This is a genomic window from Hydrogenophaga sedimenti (genome assembly GCF_051857515.1).
GTDB lineage: Bacteria > Pseudomonadota > Gammaproteobacteria > Burkholderiales > Burkholderiaceae_C > Hydrogenophaga.
In genome coordinates this window covers 286,207-306,651 of the sequence record NZ_JBPZHA010000003.1, presented here as the reverse complement: position 1 = coordinate 306,651, position 20,445 = coordinate 286,207, and the positions used below count along the sequence as shown (strand labels likewise).

The following is a 20,445-nucleotide window of genomic DNA, read 5'->3' as shown; positions in this document are numbered from 1 at the left end:
ACTACGGGTCCCTGAGGGACCGCGGTTCAGTCTAGCAGGGGCATCCGGCCCCAGGGCTCACATGCTGCGCCGGTATTGCCCGCCGACCTCGAACAGCGCCGAGGTGATCTGGCCCAGCGAGCAGCAGCGCACCGCGTCCATCAGCACCTCGAACACGTTCTTGTTCTCAATCACGGCCTGCTTCAGGCGCGCCAGCTGGGCCGGGGCCTCGTTCGCATGGCGGGTGTGGAAGTCGGCCAGTCGCGACAGCTGCGACTGTTTCTCTTCCTCGGTCGAACGCGCCAGCTCGATGGTCTCGGGCGTGGTGTCGCCGTGCGGGTTGCGGAAGGTGTTGACGCCGATGATCGGGTACTCGCCGGTGTGCTTGAGCATCTCGTAGTGCATGCTCTCTTCCTGGATCTTTGACCGCTGGTAGCCGGTCTCCATCGCGCCCAGCACGCCGCCGCGCTCGGCGATCTTCTCGAACTCGGCCAGCACCATTTCTTCGACCAGCTCGGTCAGCTCGTCGATGATGAAGGCGCCCTGGTTGGGGTTCTCGTTCTTGGCCAGGCCCCACTCGCGGTTGATGATGAGCTGGATCGCCATCGCGCGGCGCACCGAGTCTTCGGTCGGCGTGGTGATCGCCTCGTCGAAGGCGTTGGTGTGCAGCGAGTTGCAGTTGTCGTAGATCGCGATCAGCGCCTGCAGGGTGGTGCGGATGTCGTTGAACTGGATCTCCTGCGCGTGCAGCGAACGGCCGCTGGTCTGGATGTGGTACTTGAGCTTCTGGCTGCGTTCGTTGGCGCCGTATTTCTCCTTCATGGCCACGGCCCAGATGCGGCGCGCGACGCGGCCCAGCACGGTGTACTCCGGGTCCATGCCGTTACTGAAGAAGAAGCTCAGGTTGGGCGCGAAGTCGTCGATGTGCATGCCGCGCGCGAGATAGGCCTCCACGAAGGTGAAGCCGTTGCTGAGCGTGAAGGCCAGCTGGCTGATGGGGTTGGCGCCAGCCTCGGCGATGTGGTAGCCGGAGATCGACACCGAGTAGAAGTTGCGCACGTCGTGGTGCACGAAGTACTCGGCGATGTCGCCCATCACCTTCAGTGAAAACTCGGTCGAGAAGATGCAGGTGTTCTGGCCCTGGTCTTCCTTCAGGATGTCGGCCTGCACCGTGCCGCGCACGTTGGCCAGCACCCATTCGCGGATCTTCTGCGCTTCGGTGTCGGTCGGCTCGCGGCCGTTGTCGGCCTTGAACTTCTCGATGTTCTGATCGACGGCGGTGTTCATGAACATCGCCAGGATGCTTGGCGCCGGGCCGTTGATGGTCATGGACACCGAGGTGGTCGGGTTGCACAGGTCGAAGCCCGAGTACAGCACCTTCATGTCGTCCAGCGTCGCCACGTTCACGCCGCTGTTGCCCACCTTGCCGTAGATGTCCGGGCGCGGATCGGGATCGTTGCCGTACAGGGTGACGGAGTCGAAGGCGGTGGACAGGCGCTTGGCCGGCAGGCCTTCGCTCACCAGCTTGAAGCGGCGGTTGGTGCGGAAGGGGTCGCCTTCGCCGGCGAACATGCGGGTCGGGTCTTCGCCCTCGCGCTTGAAGGCGAAGGTGCCCGAGGTGTAGGGGAAGCTGCCGGGCACGTTGTCCAGCATCAGCCACTTGAGGATCTCGCCGTGGTCTTCGTACTGCGGCAGCGCGACCTTGCGGATGGTGGTGCCGGACAGCGACTTGGTGGTCAGCGCGGTGCGGATCTCCTTGTCGCGGATCTTCACCACGTATTCGTCGCCCGCGTAGGCCTTCTGCATGTCGGGCCACTGGGCCAGCAGCTTGCGCGCCGCCGCGTCCTGCGTCAGTTCGCGGCTCTGGGCCAGGTCGATCGCCGCTTCGGACGCCTTGGGCCGGTTGGGCTTGTCGACGGCGAGCATCGCGGCCGCGGCACGCAATTGCTGGATCTCGCGCGCCAGCTTCGCCTGCTCGCGCGCCTTCTTCTTGTAACCGCGCACGGTGTCCGAAATCTCGGCCAGGTAGCGTGTGCGCGCCGGCGGCACGATGGGGGTCTGGTTGGTGCTGTGGCGCACGTTCACCAGCGGCAACCGGCCGTCGGCCAGCTTCAGGCCCTTCTCGGCCAGCCGCACTTTCAGCGCCTGATACAGGGCGGTCACGCCGTCGTCGTTGAAGCGCGCGGCCATGGTGCCGAACACCGGCATCTGGTCGGGCATGACGGTGAAGGCCTCGCGGTTGCGCTGCACCTGCTTGGCCACATCGCGCAGCGCGTCGGCCGCGCCCTTGCGGTCGAACTTGTTGATCGCCACGAACTCGGCGAAGTCCAGCATGTCGATCTTTTCGAGCTGGCTGGCGGCGCCGAACTCGGGCGTCATCACGTACATCGGGATGTCCACGTGCGGCACGATCGCCGCGTCGCCCTGGCCGATGCCCGAGGTCTCGACCACGATCAGGTCGAAGCCGGCCACCTTGCAGGCCGCCACCACGTCGGGCAGGGCGGCGCTGATCTCGCTGCTGGTGTCGCGCGTGGCGAGCGAACGCATGTAGATGCGCGGACCGTTCTGCCAGGGGCCGATCGCGTTCATGCGGATGCGGTCGCCGAGCAGCGCGCCGCCGCTCTTGCGGCGCGAGGGGTCGATCGAGATGACGGCCACGCGCAGCGCGTCTTCCTGGTCCAGCCGCAGGCGCCGGATCAGTTCGTCGGTGAGCGACGACTTGCCGGCGCCGCCGGTGCCGGTGATGCCGAGCACGGGCACCGCCTTGCCGGCCGCTGCGGCACGCACGGCCTCGACCAGTGCGGCGTCTGCCTTGCCGTTCTCCAGCGCCGTGATCAGCTGCGCCAGCGCGCGCCAGTGCATCTCGCCATGGCCCTGGATCGCTTCCAGCGCCTTGGGCGCGTGGCCGCTGGTGTCGAGGTCGCAGCGCATCACCATCTCGCCGATCATGCCGGCCAGGCCCATGCGCTGGCCGTCTTCGGGGCTGTAGATGCGGCCCACGCCGTAGCTGTGCAGTTCGCGGATCTCGGCTGGCACGATCACGCCGCCGCCGCCGCCGAACACCTGGATGTGCTCCCCGCCGCGCTGGCGCAGCAGGTCGACCATGTACTTGAAGTACTCGACGTGGCCGCCCTGGTAGGAGCTGATGGCGATGCCCTGCACGTCTTCCTGCAGCGCGGCGGTGACGACCTCGTCGACCGAGCGGTTGTGGCCCAGGTGGATCACCTCGGCGCCCATGCCCTGCAGGATGCGCCGCATGATGTTGATGGCGGCGTCGTGGCCGTCGAACAGACTGGCGGCGGTGACGAAGCGCACCTTGTTCGTGGGGCGGTAGCTGGCCAGGGCTTTGAAGTCGGCGGACAGGTCGGTCATGGTCTTGTCTCTCGGGTGGTTCTTGTCGGGAGCGGGGTCATTCGATGCGCAGGCCCTGGAGCGCGGGGTCCGGCGGCGGGAAGCGCAGGTCCAGCGCCTTGAGCGTGTCGCGCACCACGGTGGCGATCATCAGGTTGCGGTGCGTCTTGGAGTTGGCCGGCACCACGGTCCAGGGCGCCCACGGCGTGCTGGTGGCTTCGAGCAGGTTTTCATAGGCCTTCTGGTAGTCGGCCCACTGCTTGCGGACCTCCAGATCGCCCAGGCTGAACTTCCAGTGCTTGGTCACGTCGTCGACCCGCTCCTGCAGGCGTTCGCGCTGCTCATCGAAGCTGATGTGCAGCATGAACTTCAGGACCACGGTGCCGGTCTCGGTCAGCAGGCGCTCGAAGTCGTTGATGTGGGCGAAACGCTGCCTGGTCTGTTCCGCGGTGATCCAGTGGTTGACCGTCGGCACCAGCACGTCCTCGTAGTGGCTGCGGTTGAAGACCGTGATGTGGCCGGCGGCGGGCACCTGCTGGTGGATGCGCCAGAGGTAGTCGTGTGCGCGTTCGGGTTCGGTCGGTGCCTTCCAGCCCACGGTCTGCATGCCCAGCGGGCTGGTCTGGCCGAACACGCCGCGGATGGTGCCGTCCTTGCCGGAGGTGTCGGTGCCCTGCAGCAACACCAGCAGCTTGTAGCGGCCGTCGGCGTAGAACAGGTTCTGCAGCGTGTCGATTTCCTGCGCCAGGGCCGCCACGCGGGCCTGGTCCTCGGCCTTGCTGCCTTCGGACCAGGGTTTGGCGCCGGGGTCGAGTTTGTCCAGCGCCACCGGGTCGGACGGGCCGATCACCCAGCCGCGCGCACGGCGCTCGCGCGCCGACGGCAGTGCGGCCTCGGGAAACGGCAATCGGGCGTCGGACGATCGGGGCATGGCGGGTCTCCGGACGGTGGCTCGTCCATCCTGCCACGGTGGGCGCAGATTGACGTTTACGTAAACGTCAATGATAGCGGGTTTCCTGTCTGCCGTGGTGCGGGTGTCTGCCTACAATACCTGGCGGGGTATGGGCTGCCTGCCCCGGAACCATGCCGAGGAGTCTTCATGACCACCGTCCACGATCCGGAGCGCCAGCGGGCGCTGGTGCTGCGCCTCAAGCGCGTCGAGGGGCAGCTGAGGGGCATCCAGAAGCTGCTGGAGAGCAATGCCGACTGCGAGAAGGTGGCGCAGCAGATGGCCGCCGCGCGCAAGGCGCTGGACAAGACCTTTTTTGCCATGGTCGGCTGCGTCATCGCGCAGGGCGATGTGCCGCCGGACGATGTGGCGGATATGCTCGCCCGGTTTTCCTGATGTCCCTGGCCAAGAGAGAGCAACGATGAAACCGATCCAGCTGTTCGACCCCGCCTCCAGCACCTACACCTATGTGCTGTTCGACCAGAGCACGCGCGAGGCCGTGATCATCGATCCGGTCGAGGAGCAGATCGAGCGCGATCTGGCGACGCTGCGCGAATGCGGGCTGCGGCTGGTGTGGACGGTCGAGACCCACGCCCATGCGGACCACATCACCAGCGCCGGCCAGCTGGCCGAACTGGCGGGCGCGAAGACGGCGGCGCCGGCCGGCTGCGGCATCGGTACCGCCGGGCGCCAGCTGCAGGACGGCGACGAACTGGTGTTCGGCGGCGAAAGCCTGCGGGCCCTGCACACCCCGGGCCACACGGCCGGCAGCATGAGCTACCTCTGGCGCGGGCAGGTGTTCACCGGCGATGCGCTGCTGATTGGCGGCTGCGGTCGCACCGATTTCCAGTCGGGCAGCGCGCCCGAGCTCTACCGCAGCCTGACCCGGGTGTTGTTCGCGCTGCCGGACGACACCGTGGTGTGGCCCGGGCACGACTACCGGGGCCGGAGTTCCTCGACCATCGGCCACGAGAAGGCGACCAATCCGCGGGTGGCCGGCAAGTCCGAGGCCGAGTTTGTCGCGATCATGGAGGCGCTGAATCTGCCGAAGCCGCGCCGCATCGACGAAGCCGTGCCGGCCAACCTGACTTCCGGCCTGCGCCACGACGTCGACGGCGTGCTGCTGATGGCGCCACGCCCGGGGCAGGGCGGCTACGCGGGCGACGTGTCTCCCCAGTTGGCCTGGCGCTGGGTGGAGGCGGGCGAGGCGGTGATGGTGGACGTGCGCACCGACGCCGAGCGCGAGTGGGTCGGTTTCGTGCCGGGTGCGGTGCCGGTGGCCTGGAAGCAGTGGCCCGGCATGGCGATGAATGCGCAGTTCGACGACGCGGTGCGCGCCGCGGCCGAGGGTGGCCGCAAACTGGTGCTGCTGTGCCGCAGCGGGGTGCGCTCGGTGGCGGCGGCCAAACGGGCGACCGAGTTGGGCATCGAGGCCTACAACATCCTCGAAGGGTTTGAAGGCGATCCCGATGCCCAGGGGCAACGCGGCAAAAAGGGTGGTTGGCGATTGCACGGATTGCCCTGGCGCCAGAATTGAAAAAGCGCCGCTGATCGGATCAATTCGTCCAAACTTGAGAAGAAAGCTTCACACCCCCTGCCAATGCTGACAGGGAGTGTGAGCCAGATCGCATCGGGGTTTCTTCAATGGGTTCTTCCATTCACCGGAGAACCCCATGGAATTACTGGAAAACACCCGCAATGCCTCGCCCCGTTTCCCCAGCCTGACTTCCGCGCTGGAGGCCCGCATCCAGCAGGATTTCCTGCCGCGCTGGAACGATCTCTGGCAGGGGAGATTTGCCGTTCAGGGTGCCCGCCCGGGCCCCAATTCGGTGCGGCTCGATGGCAATGACTATTTGGCGGTTTCGGGCCATCCGGACATTGTCCGGGCCCAGGTGCAGGCGCTGACCCAATGCGGCAATTTTGCGGTGCAATCGGGCGTATTTCTGCACGACGAACACCCGACCCGCAATCTTGAATTGAAATTGGCTCATTGGGTCGGAAAAGACGACGGATTTGTATGCCAATCGGGTTATGCCGCCAATGTGGGGCTGATCCAGTCGGTCGCCAATCAGGACACGCCCGTCTACATTGACGGTCAGGCCCACGCCTCGCTGTGGGAAGGCGCACACGCCGCCAGGGCGCCCGCGCACGCCTTCCGGCACAACGATCCACAGCACCTGGACAAGCTGATGGCCCGCACCGGCCCGGGGCTGGTGGTGGTCGATTCGGTCTACAGCACGACCGGCGCCGTCTGCCCGCTGGCCGACATCCTGGACGTGGTGGAGCGCCACTGCTCGATGATCCTGGTCGACGAATCGCACTCGCTGGGCACGCACGGGCCGTCGGGCGCGGGCCTGTGCGCCCAGCTGGGCCTCACCGACCGGGTGCACTTCATCTCCGCCAGCCTGGCCAAGGCCATGGCGGGCCGGGCCGGTTTCTTCACCGCGCCGGCCCGGCTGCGTTACCACATCCTCACGTCGAGCTTTCCGAACATCTTCAGCTCCTGCGTGCTGCCGCACGAGGCGGTTGCGCTGGCGGCGACGGTCGATGTGCTGCAGAAGGCCGACCAGGCGCGCGAGAACCTGCGCCGGGTGACGCGCCGCATCCGGGCCTCGCTGGCCGACATGGGCTATCCGATCGCACAGGGCACCGAGCAGATCATCGCGCTGGAGGCCGGGCCGGAGCCGGACACGATCCGCGTGCGCGATGCGCTGGACGCGCTGGGCGTGCACACGGCCTTCTTCGGTGCGCCGGCCACCAGCCGCAACCGCTCGCTGGCGCGCATGACGCTGCACGCCGCGCTGACCGGCGCCGAGCTCGACCATGTCGAGTCGGCCGCGGGCGAGGTCGCGCAGCGCGTGAAACCCTGGGAGTGGGCGGCCGCGCGCCGTCAGCGCGGGGGCACCCAGGTGTCCTGAATCGTGCGCAGTCCCTGCATGTCCAGGAAATGGCGGTAGGGATAGATTGGCTGGGGCAGGTCGGCGTCGCCCAGGCGGAACTGGGCGCCGATCAGCAGGCCCTCGTCGCCGATGGCGAAGGCCTTTTCGGTGCGGATCGGTCCGCTCAGCCCCAGCTGCTGGTGCAGCTCCACGGCCGGCAGCAGCGCGCCTTCCTGAATGCCACGGACGGTGTCGAAGCCGAGGCCGGCCGATCGGGCCAGGTCACCCACGTCCTTGAGTCCGGCGGTGGGTTCGAGCTGCAGCCAGTCGCACTGGCCTTCGGCGGTCAGGCCCAGCAGCCCGAACGGCTCCCCGAGCACCACGTATTCGATCCATTGTTCCTGCACCAGGGCGTGCAGTGTCGCCGCGACCGACGGGGCCTCCAGCATGGCCTGGTGCTGGGACTGCAGGGCGGTCCGCCAGACGGTGTTGAGGCGGGGGTGTGCCGTCTCCGCGAGCTTGATGATCGTGGTCAGCAGACGGCCGGCGATGTCGGCTGTCTGCTTGGGAATGAACTGGTCGATCAGTCCCTTGTTGAAGGCCTTGATCGCCAGCTGGTCGTCGGCCTGGCCGGTCAGCAGGATGCGCGAGCCGGGCCAGTCGAGCAGAGAATCCAGCACCTTCAGGCCGTCGATGCCAGGCATCGCGAAGTCCACCACGCAGGTCTGCGCGAGCTGGTAGCGCGCCGGGTTCGAGCCCCAGTAGCGCAGCACCTGCGGCAGCAGCGGATGCCCCAGCCGCCAGCGGTCGATCAGCTGCAGCTGCAGGCCGGCATCGGCCTCCCAGCGCGCCGGTTCTTCGTCCATCCGCGCCAGAAAGGCGGTCGGGCGCGAGAACAGTTCGACCTGCAGCGACGCCGGCACCACCATGCCCAGCATTTCCAGGTAGTCGACATCGTCGTCGAGGAAGATCAGGCTGCCCGAACGGCGGTACAGGGGAAACTTGAAAGCCATGGCTATAGGGAACTCGAAGGGGGGACGAACGGCGTGGAGGCGTCCCACACAGGCAGGGTGATCGTGAACGTGGCCCCCTGACCAGGAACCGACTGCAGGGTCAGCCGTCCTTCGGAGGCTTCCACGACGTTCTTGCAGAAGGTCAGGCCCAGGCCATTGCCCACGGTACTCTGCAGCGAATAGAAAGGTTCGAAGATGCGTTGCTGCTTGCGCAGCGGCACGCCGGTGCCCTTGTCGGCGACCGAGATCCGACCGTGGCCATCGACCAGGTGCACCGCAATGCGCAGGTCTCCGGGCAGCAGCGGCCGGTCGGTCGCGGCCAGCGCGTGCAACGCGTTCTTGATCAGATTGTCCAGCACGCGCGAAAACTGTGCCTGCGAACCCAGAAACGCGAAATCCTGCCCCAGCACCAGGTCGACGCAGGCGCGCTCCTTGGTGGTGCGGAACGGGTACTGGGCGACCACCTCCTGGGCGACCTCGAAGGCCGACAGGACGGTGGTCGGCTTGGGCAGGCGCAACAGCTGCGCGTTCGAGATCTGCGTGTCGATCTGCCGGTTCATGCTGCGCACCAGGTTCTGCAGCTTCTGCGACAGCTCTTCGAGCTTCATGCGCTTGGGCACCGGCAGGTCCGGCTGTGCCAGCCCCCGCAAGGCATCACCGACCAGGTTCACCGTGGCCAGCGGCGTGCGCAGTTCGTGCGCCATCACTCCCATGGTGCTGAGTGTGTGCATCAGCCGCGCCCGGCGCAGGTTGGCGCCCGACATGCCCAGCATCAGGCTCATCACCAGCGAGAACGCCATCAGCGTGAGATTCACCGGATCGAAGCCGACCCACACCTGGTCGCCCCGGGTCCACCAGAACAGCCCGGCCGCCACCAAAAAACCGGTCGCCGTCCCCAGCGACGCCAGGCGCCAGTCGGTGATGTGGAAATAGATCAGGATCATGCAGCACAGGCTGGCCAGCCAGGCCTTGTTGCCCTCGTTCATCAGGAACATCCAGCCGAAGAACAGCGGCAGCTGCAGCCAGAAGACGATGCCGAACACCCAGACGCTGGGTCTGGCGGTCAGGTCCCGGTTGACCCGCGGCAGCAGCAGCACCAGGCCGGACAGGGCCAGCAGGATCCGGACCCAGAAGACGTCGTAGGGCTGGGGCAGGGCGCGGCCCCAGATCCAGCCGAACAGGAAATGGCCGCCGAAGGTGAACACGCCCAGCCATTGGAGGCGCGTGGTCGAAGGGTGCAAAATAGGCTCCAGCGGTGCCCGGACGATTTCGTCCATCACCCAGCGCCAGAGCCTGAGCCTGGCGTTGTGAACCCTGAACCGGTCCCACGGCAACATGTATTCCTTCCAGCCTAGTCCGTACCTGCCCGTCGGCAGCCGCCGGACGCGCATGGCGATTGTCACCGTTTGGCGACGCAACGCACCATGACCCTGCCTGTCAACTTCGACAGCGTCGGCGTCGACGCCATTCTGGCCGATTGGGTGCGGGCGCTGCGCGACTCGGCCGTTGAGTCTGTCATGGTGCTGGGGCCCAATCCGACCGGCGGGCGCGACGAGCGCGAGGTGCTGGCCGTGCATCCGCCGCGCATGCTGAACGCCGCCGAGGCGCTGGCCGCGAGCCGCGACTTCGGCTCCAGTTGGCGCGACAGCGACGCGCCCCTGGTGGCTTGGCAGGACATCACCAAGGCGGCCTACGCCGAGAGCGCCGAACGCTGGCGCCGGCTCTGGCTGGCGCACGGCTTCCAGACCCTGGTGCGGGTGGCCTTCAGCCTGCCGGCCGGCCGCGCGTTCGAGTGCTTCATGTTCAGTCCACGGGCCTTCGCGGACCGCTCCGAAGCCGCAGCCCTGGCCTGGTCGGCCTACAACATCTGGCCGACGCTGCGCCGGGCCATCGCCGAGCAGCGCGTGACCCTCAGCCCGCGCGAATACGAAAGCCTGAACTACGCCTTCGAGGGACTGACGGCGCGCGAGTCGGCGCAGCGCATGGACTGCTCGGAGCGCACGGTCAACTACCACCTGGCCAACGCGATGGCCAAACTGCAGACCGACAACAAACTCTCAGCGGTGCAGCGGGCCTGCTGGTTGGGCCTGATCTGATGCTTTGGGCCATGGGCGTGGCGATGCTGCGATGCGGCAAAAACACCCGGGCCGCTTGTTCATAATGACCCCATGACCCTTCTGGCGCTGGACGTAGGCAATACGCGATTGAAGTGGGCGCTGTACGACGCGCCGCGGGTGGGTGGCCAGCCGCTGGCCCACGGTGCCCAGTTCCTCGAAAACATCGAGAAGCTCGCGGAGGGCGACTGGAGTGCGCTGGCTTCGCCGCGCTGGATCCTGGGCTGCATCGTCGCCGGCGACGCGGTCAAGCGCCGGGTCGAGGAGCAGCTGGAGCAGTGGGACGTGACCCCGCAGTGGGTGGTGTCCAGCGCCGCCGAGGCCGGCCTGACCAACGGTTACGACCACCCGGCGCGGCTGGGCTCGGACCGCTGGGTCGCCATGATCGGTGCGCGCCAGCGCCTGATGCAGCAGGGCCGCGCACGTCCCTGCATCGTGGTCATGGTGGGCACGGCGGTGACGGTGGAAGCGATCGACGCCGAAGGCCGCTTCCTGGGCGGCATCATCCTGCCGGGCCACGGCATCATGCTGCGCGCCCTGGAGTCGGGCACGGCCGGGCTGCATGTGCCGACCGGCGAGGTGCGCGACTTTCCGACCAACACCAGCGACGCGCTCACCAGCGGTGGCACCTTCGCCATCGCCGGCGCGGTCCAGCGCATGGTCGAGAACCTGCAGAAACATTGCGGCGAGACGCCGGTGGTCTACATGACCGGCGGTGCGGGCTGGAAGATGGCCCCCAGCATGTCCTCGCCCTGCGAGCTGGTGGACAGCCTGATCTTCGACGGGCTGCTGGAAGTCGCCAACAAAAGATTTGGGTGAGCCTGTGACCCCCTGCGCCGCCTGCGGCGTCACCCCCCGGGGGGCGGCACTGGCGGCCCGGCCAAGCCGGTTCCGCCGTGCCTTGGAACCGTCCGGCTTCTCAGGTGCTTCTACACCTCGCCCCAGGGCAACATCAGGGTGACCGCCAGCAGCTGCGCGAACTCGGGTTCGAAGGCGTCGATGATCTGCTGCGGGTCGGGGCAGAGCGCGCTGTCGGCGATGACACCGAACTGCACGCCACCGCCGTAGCTCAGGATCGACACGCCCAGGCCGACGGTCCCCGTCTGCGGCACCCAGAACATGGTCTGTTCCAGCGTCGCGCCGCAGAACTTCAGCTTCTCGCCCGGCCCCGGCACATTGGTCATCACGGCCGTGGTCTTGCGGCCGAACAGGCTGAGCATTGCGTCCTGCGCCGGCTTGACCAGCAGTCCCGCGACCGACAGCAGGCCGAAGGTCAGCAGCGGTTGCAGGCTGCCCTTGAGTGCGCCCATGCGCGCGCGCACCGCATACACCCGCTCGATCGGGTTGTCGATGCCGATCGGCAGCACCAGCGGGATCAGCCCGAAGCGGTTGCCCAGTTTCCAGGCTTCTTCCATGGGACGCAGATTGATCGGCACCATCGCGCGGATCTCCTTGCCGGCCGGGTCCTCGCCGTGGCGGCGCAGGTAGGTGGCGATGGCGCCGGCCACGCAGCTGAGCAACACATCGTTGACCGAACAGTTCAGGCCCTTGCCGATGGCCTTGACTTCGTCCAGCGGGATCGGCTCGCACCAGGCCACGCGCTTGTCGCCGACCGGCTGGCCCTTGAGCCGGGTCGGCGAGTCGTCGGGCATGAGGGCCAGCGCGGCCAGGTCGCTGGCCAATTGGCCGCCCAGCCGCGCGACTTCCATCGCCTGGCCCAGCGACTCACCCAGGCCCTGCTGGGGCGAGGCCAGCATGGACAAGGACTTCGCGGCGCCTCCGCCCGCGGCGTCCAGCGCCCGCGCGGCGATGTCCCCGAACGGCCGGATCAGCGTGTCGGCCACCCAGTCCTCGGCCGCCTCCAGTCCCGCCTTGTGGGGCCTGGCCTTGCGCCGCGGCGGTTCGCTGCCGCCGTCGACCAGGCTCATCATCACGCTGATGAGGGCGATGCCGTCGGCGATGCAGTGGTGGATGCGCGCGATCAGCGCCGAGCCGCCGTCGTAGTCTTCGATCAGCTCGAATTGCCAGAGCGGATGCGCCGGATTCATCGGCACCATCGCCAGCATGCCTGCGCGGGCCTGCAGGGCGGCGCGTTCGCTTTGCCCTTTGCGGCGTTCCAGCCGGTGCACGACCACGTGGCGGTCGAGCGAAAACGCGGTGTCCTCGGCCCAGTGGGCGCCGGTGGCGTCCTGGCGCGGCGTCTGCAGGAAGCGCCGGTAGGGCAGCAGCTTTTCCTGCACCCGCTGCGCCAGCGCCGCGCGCGTGATGCCGGGGCGCAGGATCCAGACGCCCACGATCATCATCAGGTTGACCGGCGAGTCCATGCGCAGCCAGGCGGTGTCGACCTTGCTCATGCGCTCGCCCTCCAGACCGAGGGCGCCGGCCAGCGCCTGCGCCGCGGTCCGGCCGGTGTCGCTCGGACCGTCTTTTCGAGAAGCCTTGGGGATGCGCGTGACCATGCTGTCTCCTGCCGCGCCGGGGTGCCTGGCGCGGGGTGTGTTGATTGGGTGCCGGCGTCTATTCTGACGGCAGACGCGACCGTAAGATACCGGGCCACCCCTAGCCCGGCCGGGCTGGAATTCACCCACCACGGAGCCTGCCCATGTCCGATCTCAAGTCCCGCTTCGACGCCGCCGTCGCCCAGTCCAAGAACCTCAGCGAGCGCCCGGACAACGCCACCCTGCTCAAGATCTATGGCCTGTACAAGCAGGGCACCGTGGGCGACAACACCGAGAAGAAGCCCGGCTTCGGCGACATGGTCGGCCGCGCCAAGTGGGATGCCTGGAATGGCCTGAAGGGCACGTCGCAGGACGACGCCCAGCAGCAGTACATCGACCTGATCGCGTCGCTGAGCTGAGCCCCCACGCTCCGCCGCTGCGCGGGTCGTTGCCCCCCGAGGGGGCGCGAATTCAGCTTGGGGCGGCCCGGCGCTGAATTCCTTGTCCCCACGACTTCCGTAGCGCGGGTCGCTGTTTACTTTTTCTTCGAGCCGGTGGCCGTCTTGGTCGCCGGCTTTTTCTTTTTCTCCAGCAGCTCGTCGAGGTTCTTGACGATCTCGCTTTCGATGCGGTCCTTGAACGCGCCCAGCAGGAAACCGAGCTGGGCGTCGAGGTCGAAGTGGTCGGCCGCGACGCGCAGCGTGCCTTTGGCACCGGTGCGGTTGAAGTGCACCACGTCGCAGTCGTTACCCTCTTCATAGGCGCACTGCATGTCGAACTCGGACTCGGCGTGTTCGGCCCATTGCCAGGCCACCTTGCGTGCGCCCGCCAGGCCCAGTTGGTGGTCTCGCCGGATGTGGATGTTGGCCATGGTCGGTCCTGTGTGGCGGTGAAGGTCAGTGAGAGGTGTCGGTGGCGGTCGGCGCTGCTGGGGCCAGCGCCTGCAGGCTTGCCTGGCGCTGCTCGGCCGGCTGTTCGGACAGCCGCCGCACCGCATCATAGAAGCGCCCGAAGTCGCGGCCCTCGTGCTCGAACAGCGCCTCGAAGGCCGGCACCCACTGGTCGTAGGCGGCCTGGGCGCCGAAGCTGGCGTTGTTGGCCTGCGCGACCCAGGCGTCGTAGCCCTTGTAGCCGTTCCAGCCCTGTTTGAGACTCTCGAAGCGTTCGCGGAAGGTCCGCAGGATCTGGTCCTTGCGCCCGCGCTTGTCGCCGTCGTCCAGCGCCGCATCGGCGTAGAGCGCCTGCAGCTGCCGGCGGATGTCGCGCGTCAGGGCCCGGAACGCCTGGCGACGGCCGTCGAACTCGGCGTAGGCGCGTTGCGTGGCGGGGTCGGCCTGCGCCAGCCAGCGCGCGCCGCCGATGCGTTCGACCGCGGTGGCGAAGGACTCGTTGAACTGCGTGTCGCCGTTGGCGTAGACGACCTGGTGGGCCAGTTCGTGAAAGATCAGCCGCGCCAGCTCGCCCTCGGGGTAGCCGATGAAGGTGTTGAGCAGCGGATCGCCGCCGGCCCAGTTCATCCAGCCCAGCGTCGAATACGCCGGCACCGGATAGACCGTCACATCGAGGTCGGTCCCCAGCGTGCCGGCAAAGGCCCGTGCTTCGGCTTCGTCGAAATAGCCGCGGTAGCCGACGCAGCCGGTCACTGGAAAACACCAGCGGTGCAGTTCCAGCGACAGCGCCGGCGCCGCCACGACGTTGTAGACCGCGGCCTTGCGGTGCAGGTCGGCGTAGCGCCGGTAGCTGGCGTTGTCGGGCAGACCCAGGTCGGTCACCGCGAAGCTGCGGATGCGCTGGGTCAGTGCCAGCTTCTGCTGCAGCGGCACCGGCGTGGCCGGATCGTCGATCCAATCCTGCACCGGCCGCGCCGCGTGCATCAGCTTCAGATGCCCGGTGACCGACTGCCAGTAGTAGCCGGGGCCGGCGTCGGTCGCGGCGCAGCCCGACAGCAGGGCGGCCAGGGCGCACAGGCGGACCGCTCTGGGGATCATGCCTTCTCGACTTCGACGAGACAGTCGTAGAACACCGGCGCCCGGCCCAGGTCGGTCAGCTTCTGGCTGGTCAGCTGGTTGACGTTGGTGCCGTCCAGCCCGAGCTTGCGCCACCAGATGCCCAGGCCGTTGACCACGCCGTCGCGCGCCCGCGCAGAGATCCTGGCCTTGCAGCGGTAGCTGCCGCGCTGGTTGAAGACGCGCACCACATCACCGTCGGCAATGCCGCGCGGTGCGGCGTCCGCCGCGCTGATCTCCAGCAGTGGCTCGCCCTCGATGTCGCGCAGGCTCTTCACGTTCACGAAGCTGGAGTTGAGAAAGTTGCGTGCCGGTGGCGAGATCATCGCCAGCGGGTGGCGCGGGTCGCTGCCGGCCGGTTCGTGGTTGGGCACGTGGTCGGGCAATCCGTCCAGGCCTTGCGCCGCCAGCCGCGCGCTGAAGAACTCGCACTTGCCCGACGGCGTCGGGAAGCCGCCCTCGGCAAACGGCGCCTCGGGCACCGGCAGGGTGGCAAAGCCCTGGTCCAGCAGTTGCTGGAAGTCCACCCGGTCGCCGAAGGTCTGGCGGCACAGCGTTTCATCGTCGTCGGTGAAGCAGGGCTCGTCGAAGCCCATGCGCCGGGCCAGCTCGCGGAACACTTCGGTGTTGGGTCTGGATTGCCCCAGCGGCGCGATGGCCGGGCGGTTGAGCAGCACGTCGGTGTGGCCGTAGCTGGTGTGGATGTCCCAGTGTTCGAGCTGCGTGGTCGCGGGCAGCAGGATGTCGGCTTGGTCGGCGGTGTCGGTCTGGAAATGTTCGAGCACCACGGTGAACAGGTTTTCGCGCGCGAAGCCTTGCACGACCTTCGCCGACTCGGGGGCGACCGCCACCGGGTTGCTGTTGTAGACGATCAGGGCTTCGATCTTCGGGCCGAAGGCCGGCGAGGACTCGCGCAGCAGGTCGTCGCCGATGGTGACCATGTTGATGGTGCGCGGGGTGCGCCCGGCCAGCAGGTCGGGCCGGTGCAGGGCGGCGCGGTCGACCGGGAAATGGCCCGAGGCCGAGAGCAGCAGGCCGCCGGCGCGGTGGCGCCAGGCGCCCGTCAGCGCCGGCAGGCAGGCCACGGCACGCACCGCATTGCCTCCACCTCTCACGCGCTGCATGCCGTAGTTCAGCCGGATCGCGGCGGGCTTCGTGGTGCCGTAGGCGCGCGCCAGATCGGTGATCTGCTGCACCGGCACGCCGCAGACCTCGGCGGCGCGCTCGGGCGGCCACTGCAGGGCACGTTCGCGCAACTGCTCCCAGCCCAGGGTGTGCTGCGCGATGTAGTCGTGGTCCAGCCAGTCGTGCACGATCAGCTCGTGCATCAGCGCCAGCGCCAGCGCCGCGTCGGTGCCGGGCCGCAGCGCGATGTGCTCGTGGCACTTGTCGACGGTCTCGCTGCGGCGCGGGTCGATGCAGACCAGGCGGGCGCCGTCGCGCTTGGCCTGCTGCGCCAGCCGCCAGAAGTGCAGGTTGCTGGCGATCGAGTTGCTGCCCCAGATCAGGATCAGCTTGGCTTCGGCGAAGTGCTCGACCTTCATGCCCAGCTTGCCGCCCAGGGTCTGCACCAGGGCCTCGCCGCCAGCGGCGGCGCAGATGGTGCGGTCGAGGAAGGAGGCGCCGAGCCGGTGGAAGAAGCGGGCCGCCATGCCCTCGCTCTGCACCTGGCCCATGGTGCCCGCGTAGCTGTACGGCACGATGGCCTGCGGGTCGCGGGCAGCGATGTCTTTCAGCCGCGCGGCGATCTCGTCCAGCGCGGCGTCCCAGCCGATGGGCTCGAACTGGCCGCTGCCCTTGGGGCCGCTGCGGCGCATCGGCGTCAGCAGTCGCTCGGGGTGGTAGGTGCGCTCGGTGTAGCGCGAGACCTTGGTGCACAGCGCGCCGTCGGTGTGGCGGTGCGCCGGGTTGCCGGCCACGCGCACCGCTTTGCCGTCCACCACGGTGGTCAGCAGGGCACAGGTGTCCGGGCAGTCGTGCGGACAAGCGCCACGGACCGTGAATTCGTTGGTGTGATCGGCCATGAAATGCGGTGAATGGCGTATAGGCAGGGTTGAGCCTATGTAGTAGGCTGCGGGCCTTCGGTGACGTTCTGTTACGGGCAGTGTGACACCGGATGCCTCAAAAAAGCATATCAGGAGTCACTGGATGCAACGTCGTCGGGTTCTTTCTTCGCTGGGCGCATGGCTCGGCACCGCCACGCTGTCGGGCTGGAGTGCGGATGCGCTGGCGCAGGCCGACAACCGCATCGTGCTCGGACAATCGGCTCCCTTCAGCGGGCCGGCCGAGCAACTGGGGGTGCAGTACCACCTGGGTGCCAAGCTGTACTTCGACGATCTCAATGCCAAGGGCGGTGTGAACGGTCGCCAGATCGAGATCCGGCGCCTGGACGATGGCTACGAGCCCGAACGCTGTGTGGCCAATACCCGGCAACTGATCGCAGACGGCGTGTTCGCGCTGTTCGGCTACGTCGGTACCGCCACCGGCCTGGCCGCGCTGCCGCTCGCGACCGAGGCCAAGGTGCCGTTCTTTGCCCCGCTGTCCGGTGCACAGGGCTTGCGCGAACCGTTCAACCGCTATGTGATTCACGTGCGGGCTTCGTACTTCGACGAGACGGCCGCCATCGTGCGGCAGACCACTTCCACCGGCATTCGCAAGATCGCGGTGTTCCACCAGAACGACGCCTACGGAAAGTCGGGTCTGGAGGGCGTGGTGCGGGCACTCAAGGAGCGGGAGCTGGCGCCGGTGGCGACGGCGACGGTGGAGCGCAACTCGACCGACGTCAGCCAGGCGGTGACAGACATCCTGGCTGCCCATCCCGAGGCCATCGTGCAGGTCGGTGCCTACAAGGCCTGTGCGAGTTTCATCCGCGTGGCCCGCCAGAAGGGCTACTCCGGAACGTTCTACAACGTGTCGTTCGTCGGCACGCAGGCCCTGCTTGAGGAACTCGGCGCGCAGGCCAAGGGGGTGGTGGTCAGTCAGGTCATGCCGTTCCCCTATGCACCGGCGACCAACCTGTCGCGCGAATACATTGCACTGCACAAGGACCAGCAAGGCATCGCTCCCAACTATTCCGGCATGGAAGGCTTCGTGGCCGCCAAGGTCTTCGTCGAGGCCCTGCGCCGCGCGGGTCGCACGCCGAACCGGGATGCGTTCATCGCGGCGGTTGAAACGATGAAGGGCGTTGACCTCGGAGGTTTTCCCGTCGACTTCGGTCCGGATCGCCACATGGGGTCGCGTTTTGTCGAGATGACCCTGCTGACAGCCGACGGCAAAGTGCGCCGCTGACCGGGCGCGGACACCCCCGGCACCGGCCCGGTTGTTGCAGGCGGACCTTCCCGCCCGGAACGGCTTGGTTACCATGGCCTTTTCCGTGAGGCTCCCATGCAACTGATCGACTCCATCCTGACCCAGGCCGCGTCCATCGCCGCCGTGCGCCGCGACATCCACGCCCATCCCGAGCTGTGCTTCGAGGAGGTGCGTACCGCCGACATCGTCGCCGCCAAGCTGGCCGAGTGGGGCATCCCGGTGCACCGCGGCATGGGCACCACCGGCGTGGTCGGCATCGTGCACGGCCGCGACGGCGGAGCCTGTGGCCGCGCCATTGGACTGCGGGCCGACATGGACGCGCTGCCGATGCAGGAGCACAACCACTTCGAACACACCAGCCGCCACGCCGGCAAGATGCACGCCTGCGGCCACGACGGCCACACCGCGATGCTGCTCGCTGCAGCGCAGCACTTCGCGAAGCACCGGAACTTCGATGGCACGGTCTACCTGATCTTCCAGCCGGCCGAAGAAGGCGGCGGTGGCGCGCGCGAGATGATCAAGGACGGCCTGTTCGACAAATTCCCGGTCGAGGCGGTGTTCGGCATGCACAACTGGCCGGGCATGCCGGTCGGCACCTTCGCCGCCAGCGCCGGTCCGGTGATGGCGTCGAGCAACGAGTTCCTGATCACCATCCGCGGCAAGGGCGCGCACGCGGCCATGCCGCACTTCGGCATCGACCCGGTGCCGGTGGCCTGCCAGATGGTGCAGGCCTTCCAGACCATCATCACGCGCAACAAGAAGCCGGTCGACGCCGGCGTGATCAGCGTGACCATGATCCACACCGGCGAGGCCACCAATGTGGTGCCCGACAGCTGCGAGATCCAGGGCACGGTGCGCACCTTCACCTTCGAGGTGCTGGACATGATCGAGCGGCGCATGCAGGAAGTGGCCGAGCACACCTGCGCGGCCTTCGGCGCGACCTGCGAGTTCGAGTTCCACCGCAACTACCCGCCGACCGTCAACCACCCCGCCGAGGCGGCCTTTGCCCGCGAGGTGCTGGCCGGCATCGTTGGCGCCGAGCGCGTGCTCGCGCAGGAACCGACCATGGGCGCCGAAGACTTCGCCTACATGCTGCAGGCGCGGCCCGGCTGTTATGTGTTCATCGCCAATGGCGAAGGCGATCACCGCGAGATGGGGCATGGCGGCGGCCCCTGCACGCTGCACAACCCCAGCTACGACTTCAACGACGACCTGATTCCGCTGGGCGCCACCTACTGGGTGCGGCTGGCCGAGCAGTGGTTGTCCCGGCCGCGCAAGGAAGCGACCCCATGATCAATCCCCAGCTGGCGTTCGCGCCGTCCTACGCGCGTGCGCGCGTGCAGTTTCTCGAAGGTGCGGCAACGGCCGGCATGGCGATTCAGAGCCACAACCACCCGCTGCCCGGGCGCGACGGCGAGACCCTGGCGATGGACGTGGCGCTCGACGGCCCACCCGATGCCGAACGCCTGCTGATCGTCAGCAGCGCCTGCCACGGGGTCGAGGGTTTCTGCGGCTCGGGCATCCAGGTCTTCGCGACACACGACGCCGACTGGCGCGCCCACGCGCGAGCGGCGGGCGTGGCGGTGCTCTACATCCACGCGCTCAACCCGCACGGCTTCTCGCACCTGCGCCGGGTGACCGAAGACAATGTCGACCTCAACCGCAACTTCCAGGACTTCTCGAAGCCGCTGGCCGTCAACCCGCCCTACGAGGAACTGCATCCGTTCCTGCTGCCACAGGCCTGGCCGCCCGGTGCGGAAAACGAGGCGGTGATCGCGCACTACATCGGCCGCAACGGCCTGGGTGCCTACCAGACCGCGGTGTCGCAGGGCCAGCACAGCCATCCGGACGGCCTGTTCTTCGGCGGCACGGCCCCTACCTGGAGCCACCGCAGCTTGCGCGAGGTGCTTCGGCAGCACGGGCGCCAGGCCCGGCACCTGGCCTGGATCGACCTGCACACCGGTCTGGGCCCGAGCGGCCTGGGCGAGCGCATCTTTGCCTGCCGCGACGACGAGCAGGCCCTGCGGCGCGCGCGCAGCTGGTGGGGCGGGGACGGGCAGACGCCGGTGACTTCGATCTACGACGGCAGTTCCACCTCGTCGCGCCTCACCGGCCTGATGTGGACCGCGATCTACGAGGAATGCCCGCAGGCGGCCTACACCGGCATCGCGCTGGAATACGGCACGCTGCCGCTGCTGGACGTGCTCAATGCGCTGCGGGGCGATCACTGGATGCGCCTGCACCCCGAGGCGCCCGCCGGCCTGCAGGCGGTGATCCGCAAGCGGGTCAGGGATGCGTTCTATGTCGATACCGACGACTGGCGCGCCCAGGTGGTGTCGCAGGCCCGGCAGGCCATGTTCCAGGCGGTCGACGGCCTGCGCCGCAGCTCCTGAGGACGTGGCGGGCG

Annotated in this window: 17 protein-coding genes and 1 pseudogene; 10 read left to right on the top strand and 8 right to left on the bottom strand. The window is 67.9% G+C overall.

Features of this window, described 5'->3' with window-relative positions; all coding sequences use genetic code 11:
* Positions 1-57: 57 nt before the first annotated feature.
* Both icmF and ACS5NL_RS06565 read right to left on the bottom strand, forming a co-directional pair.
* Positions 58-3,351 carry a fused isobutyryl-CoA mutase/GTPase IcmF gene (icmF, locus tag ACS5NL_RS06570; RefSeq protein WP_439352838.1) on the bottom strand — a complete coding sequence of 1,098 codons (3,294 nt, stop codon included), beginning with the start codon at positions 3,349-3,351 and terminating at the stop codon, positions 58-60.
* A gap of 37 nt (positions 3,352-3,388) precedes the next feature.
* Positions 3,389-4,261 (bottom strand): PPK2 family polyphosphate kinase, encoded by an 873-nt coding sequence (locus tag ACS5NL_RS06565; RefSeq protein WP_439352837.1) that lies wholly within the window; start codon positions 4,259-4,261, stop codon positions 3,389-3,391.
* A gap of 168 nt (positions 4,262-4,429) precedes the next feature.
* On the opposite strand from ACS5NL_RS06565, the gene ACS5NL_RS06560 reads away from it, so the two are divergent.
* The 4 genes and pseudogenes from ACS5NL_RS06560 to cqsA all read left to right on the top strand — a co-directional run bounded on the left by ACS5NL_RS06560 (position 4,430) and on the right by cqsA (position 7,197).
* Complete coding sequence (locus ACS5NL_RS06560) at positions 4,430-4,675, top strand: metal-sensing transcriptional repressor (protein WP_439352836.1); 246 nt, start codon at positions 4,430-4,432, stop codon at positions 4,673-4,675.
* A gap of 25 nt (positions 4,676-4,700) precedes the next feature.
* Positions 4,701-5,381, top strand: a pseudogene (locus ACS5NL_RS06555) (MBL fold metallo-hydrolase); the annotation flags it as partial.
* A gap of 24 nt (positions 5,382-5,405) precedes the next feature.
* Positions 5,406-5,816, top strand: coding sequence for a rhodanese-like domain-containing protein (locus ACS5NL_RS06550; RefSeq protein ID WP_439352972.1), 411 nt, complete (start codon positions 5,406-5,408; stop codon positions 5,814-5,816).
* A gap of 136 nt (positions 5,817-5,952) precedes the next feature.
* A complete protein-coding gene (cqsA, locus tag ACS5NL_RS06545; protein ID WP_439352835.1) occupies positions 5,953-7,197 on the top strand; it encodes an alpha-hydroxyketone-type quorum-sensing autoinducer synthase in 1,245 nt (414 codons plus the stop codon).
* On the opposite strand, the gene ACS5NL_RS06540 is transcribed toward cqsA, so the two are convergent.
* Positions 7,170-8,171: a response regulator gene (locus ACS5NL_RS06540; RefSeq protein WP_439352834.1), complete on the bottom strand. Its 1,002-nt coding sequence runs from the start codon at positions 8,169-8,171 to the stop codon at positions 7,170-7,172. The genes cqsA and ACS5NL_RS06540 overlap by 28 nt on opposite strands.
* A 2-nt stretch (positions 8,172-8,173) precedes the next feature.
* Entirely contained in the window at positions 8,174-9,448 is a 1,275-nt protein-coding gene (locus ACS5NL_RS06535; protein WP_439352833.1) for a sensor histidine kinase, read from the bottom strand.
* A gap of 147 nt (positions 9,449-9,595) precedes the next feature.
* Between ACS5NL_RS06535 and ACS5NL_RS06530 the strand changes: the two genes are divergently transcribed.
* Both ACS5NL_RS06530 and ACS5NL_RS06525 read left to right on the top strand, forming a co-directional pair.
* Positions 9,596-10,267, top strand: a complete 672-nt coding sequence (locus ACS5NL_RS06530; protein ID WP_439352832.1) for a helix-turn-helix transcriptional regulator — start codon at positions 9,596-9,598, stop codon at positions 10,265-10,267.
* 72 nt (positions 10,268-10,339) lie between these two features.
* Entirely contained in the window at positions 10,340-11,104 is a 765-nt protein-coding gene (locus ACS5NL_RS06525; protein WP_439352831.1) for a type III pantothenate kinase, read from the top strand.
* Between the two features lie 110 nt (positions 11,105-11,214).
* Here the strand turns inward: ACS5NL_RS06525 and ACS5NL_RS06520 are convergent, their stop codons facing one another.
* Positions 11,215-12,744 carry a wax ester/triacylglycerol synthase family O-acyltransferase gene (locus ACS5NL_RS06520; protein WP_439352830.1) on the bottom strand — a complete coding sequence of 510 codons (1,530 nt, stop codon included), beginning with the start codon at positions 12,742-12,744 and terminating at the stop codon, positions 11,215-11,217.
* A gap of 143 nt (positions 12,745-12,887) precedes the next feature.
* Here ACS5NL_RS06520 and ACS5NL_RS06515 point away from each other — a divergent pair, with 143 nt between their 5' ends.
* Positions 12,888-13,142, top strand: coding sequence for an acyl-CoA-binding protein (locus ACS5NL_RS06515; protein WP_066153785.1), 255 nt, complete (start codon positions 12,888-12,890; stop codon positions 13,140-13,142).
* Between the two features lie 116 nt (positions 13,143-13,258).
* Here the strand turns inward: ACS5NL_RS06515 and ACS5NL_RS06510 are convergent, their stop codons facing one another.
* From ACS5NL_RS06510 to ACS5NL_RS06500, 3 genes are read right to left on the bottom strand one after another with little or no spacing between them, the layout of a single operon-like run.
* Positions 13,259-13,594: a polyhydroxyalkanoic acid system family protein gene (locus ACS5NL_RS06510; RefSeq protein ID WP_439352829.1), complete on the bottom strand. Its 336-nt coding sequence runs from the start codon at positions 13,592-13,594 to the stop codon at positions 13,259-13,261.
* A 25-nt stretch (positions 13,595-13,619) separates the two neighbouring features.
* Complete coding sequence (locus ACS5NL_RS06505) at positions 13,620-14,711, bottom strand: aminopeptidase (RefSeq protein WP_439352828.1); 1,092 nt, start codon at positions 14,709-14,711, stop codon at positions 13,620-13,622.
* On the bottom strand, positions 14,708-16,753 hold the full coding sequence (locus tag ACS5NL_RS06500; protein WP_439352827.1) for a molybdopterin-containing oxidoreductase family protein: 2,046 nt from the start codon (positions 16,751-16,753) through the stop codon (positions 14,708-14,710). The genes ACS5NL_RS06505 and ACS5NL_RS06500 overlap by 4 nt, the downstream gene beginning before the upstream one ends.
* Before the next feature lie 124 nt (positions 16,754-16,877).
* Between ACS5NL_RS06500 and ACS5NL_RS06495 the strand changes: the two genes are divergently transcribed.
* From ACS5NL_RS06495 to ACS5NL_RS06485, 3 genes are all read left to right on the top strand, one after another.
* Positions 16,878-18,017: an ABC transporter substrate-binding protein gene (locus ACS5NL_RS06495; RefSeq protein ID WP_439352826.1), complete on the top strand. Its 1,140-nt coding sequence runs from the start codon at positions 16,878-16,880 to the stop codon at positions 18,015-18,017.
* Between the two features lie 96 nt (positions 18,018-18,113).
* Positions 18,114-19,331 (top strand): M20 aminoacylase family protein, encoded by a 1,218-nt coding sequence (locus ACS5NL_RS06490; protein WP_439352825.1) that lies wholly within the window; start codon positions 18,114-18,116, stop codon positions 19,329-19,331.
* Positions 19,328-20,431 (top strand): M14 family metallopeptidase, encoded by a 1,104-nt coding sequence (locus tag ACS5NL_RS06485; RefSeq protein ID WP_439352824.1) that lies wholly within the window; start codon positions 19,328-19,330, stop codon positions 20,429-20,431. The genes ACS5NL_RS06490 and ACS5NL_RS06485 overlap by 4 nt, the downstream gene beginning before the upstream one ends.
* Positions 20,432-20,445 lie beyond the last annotated feature (14 nt).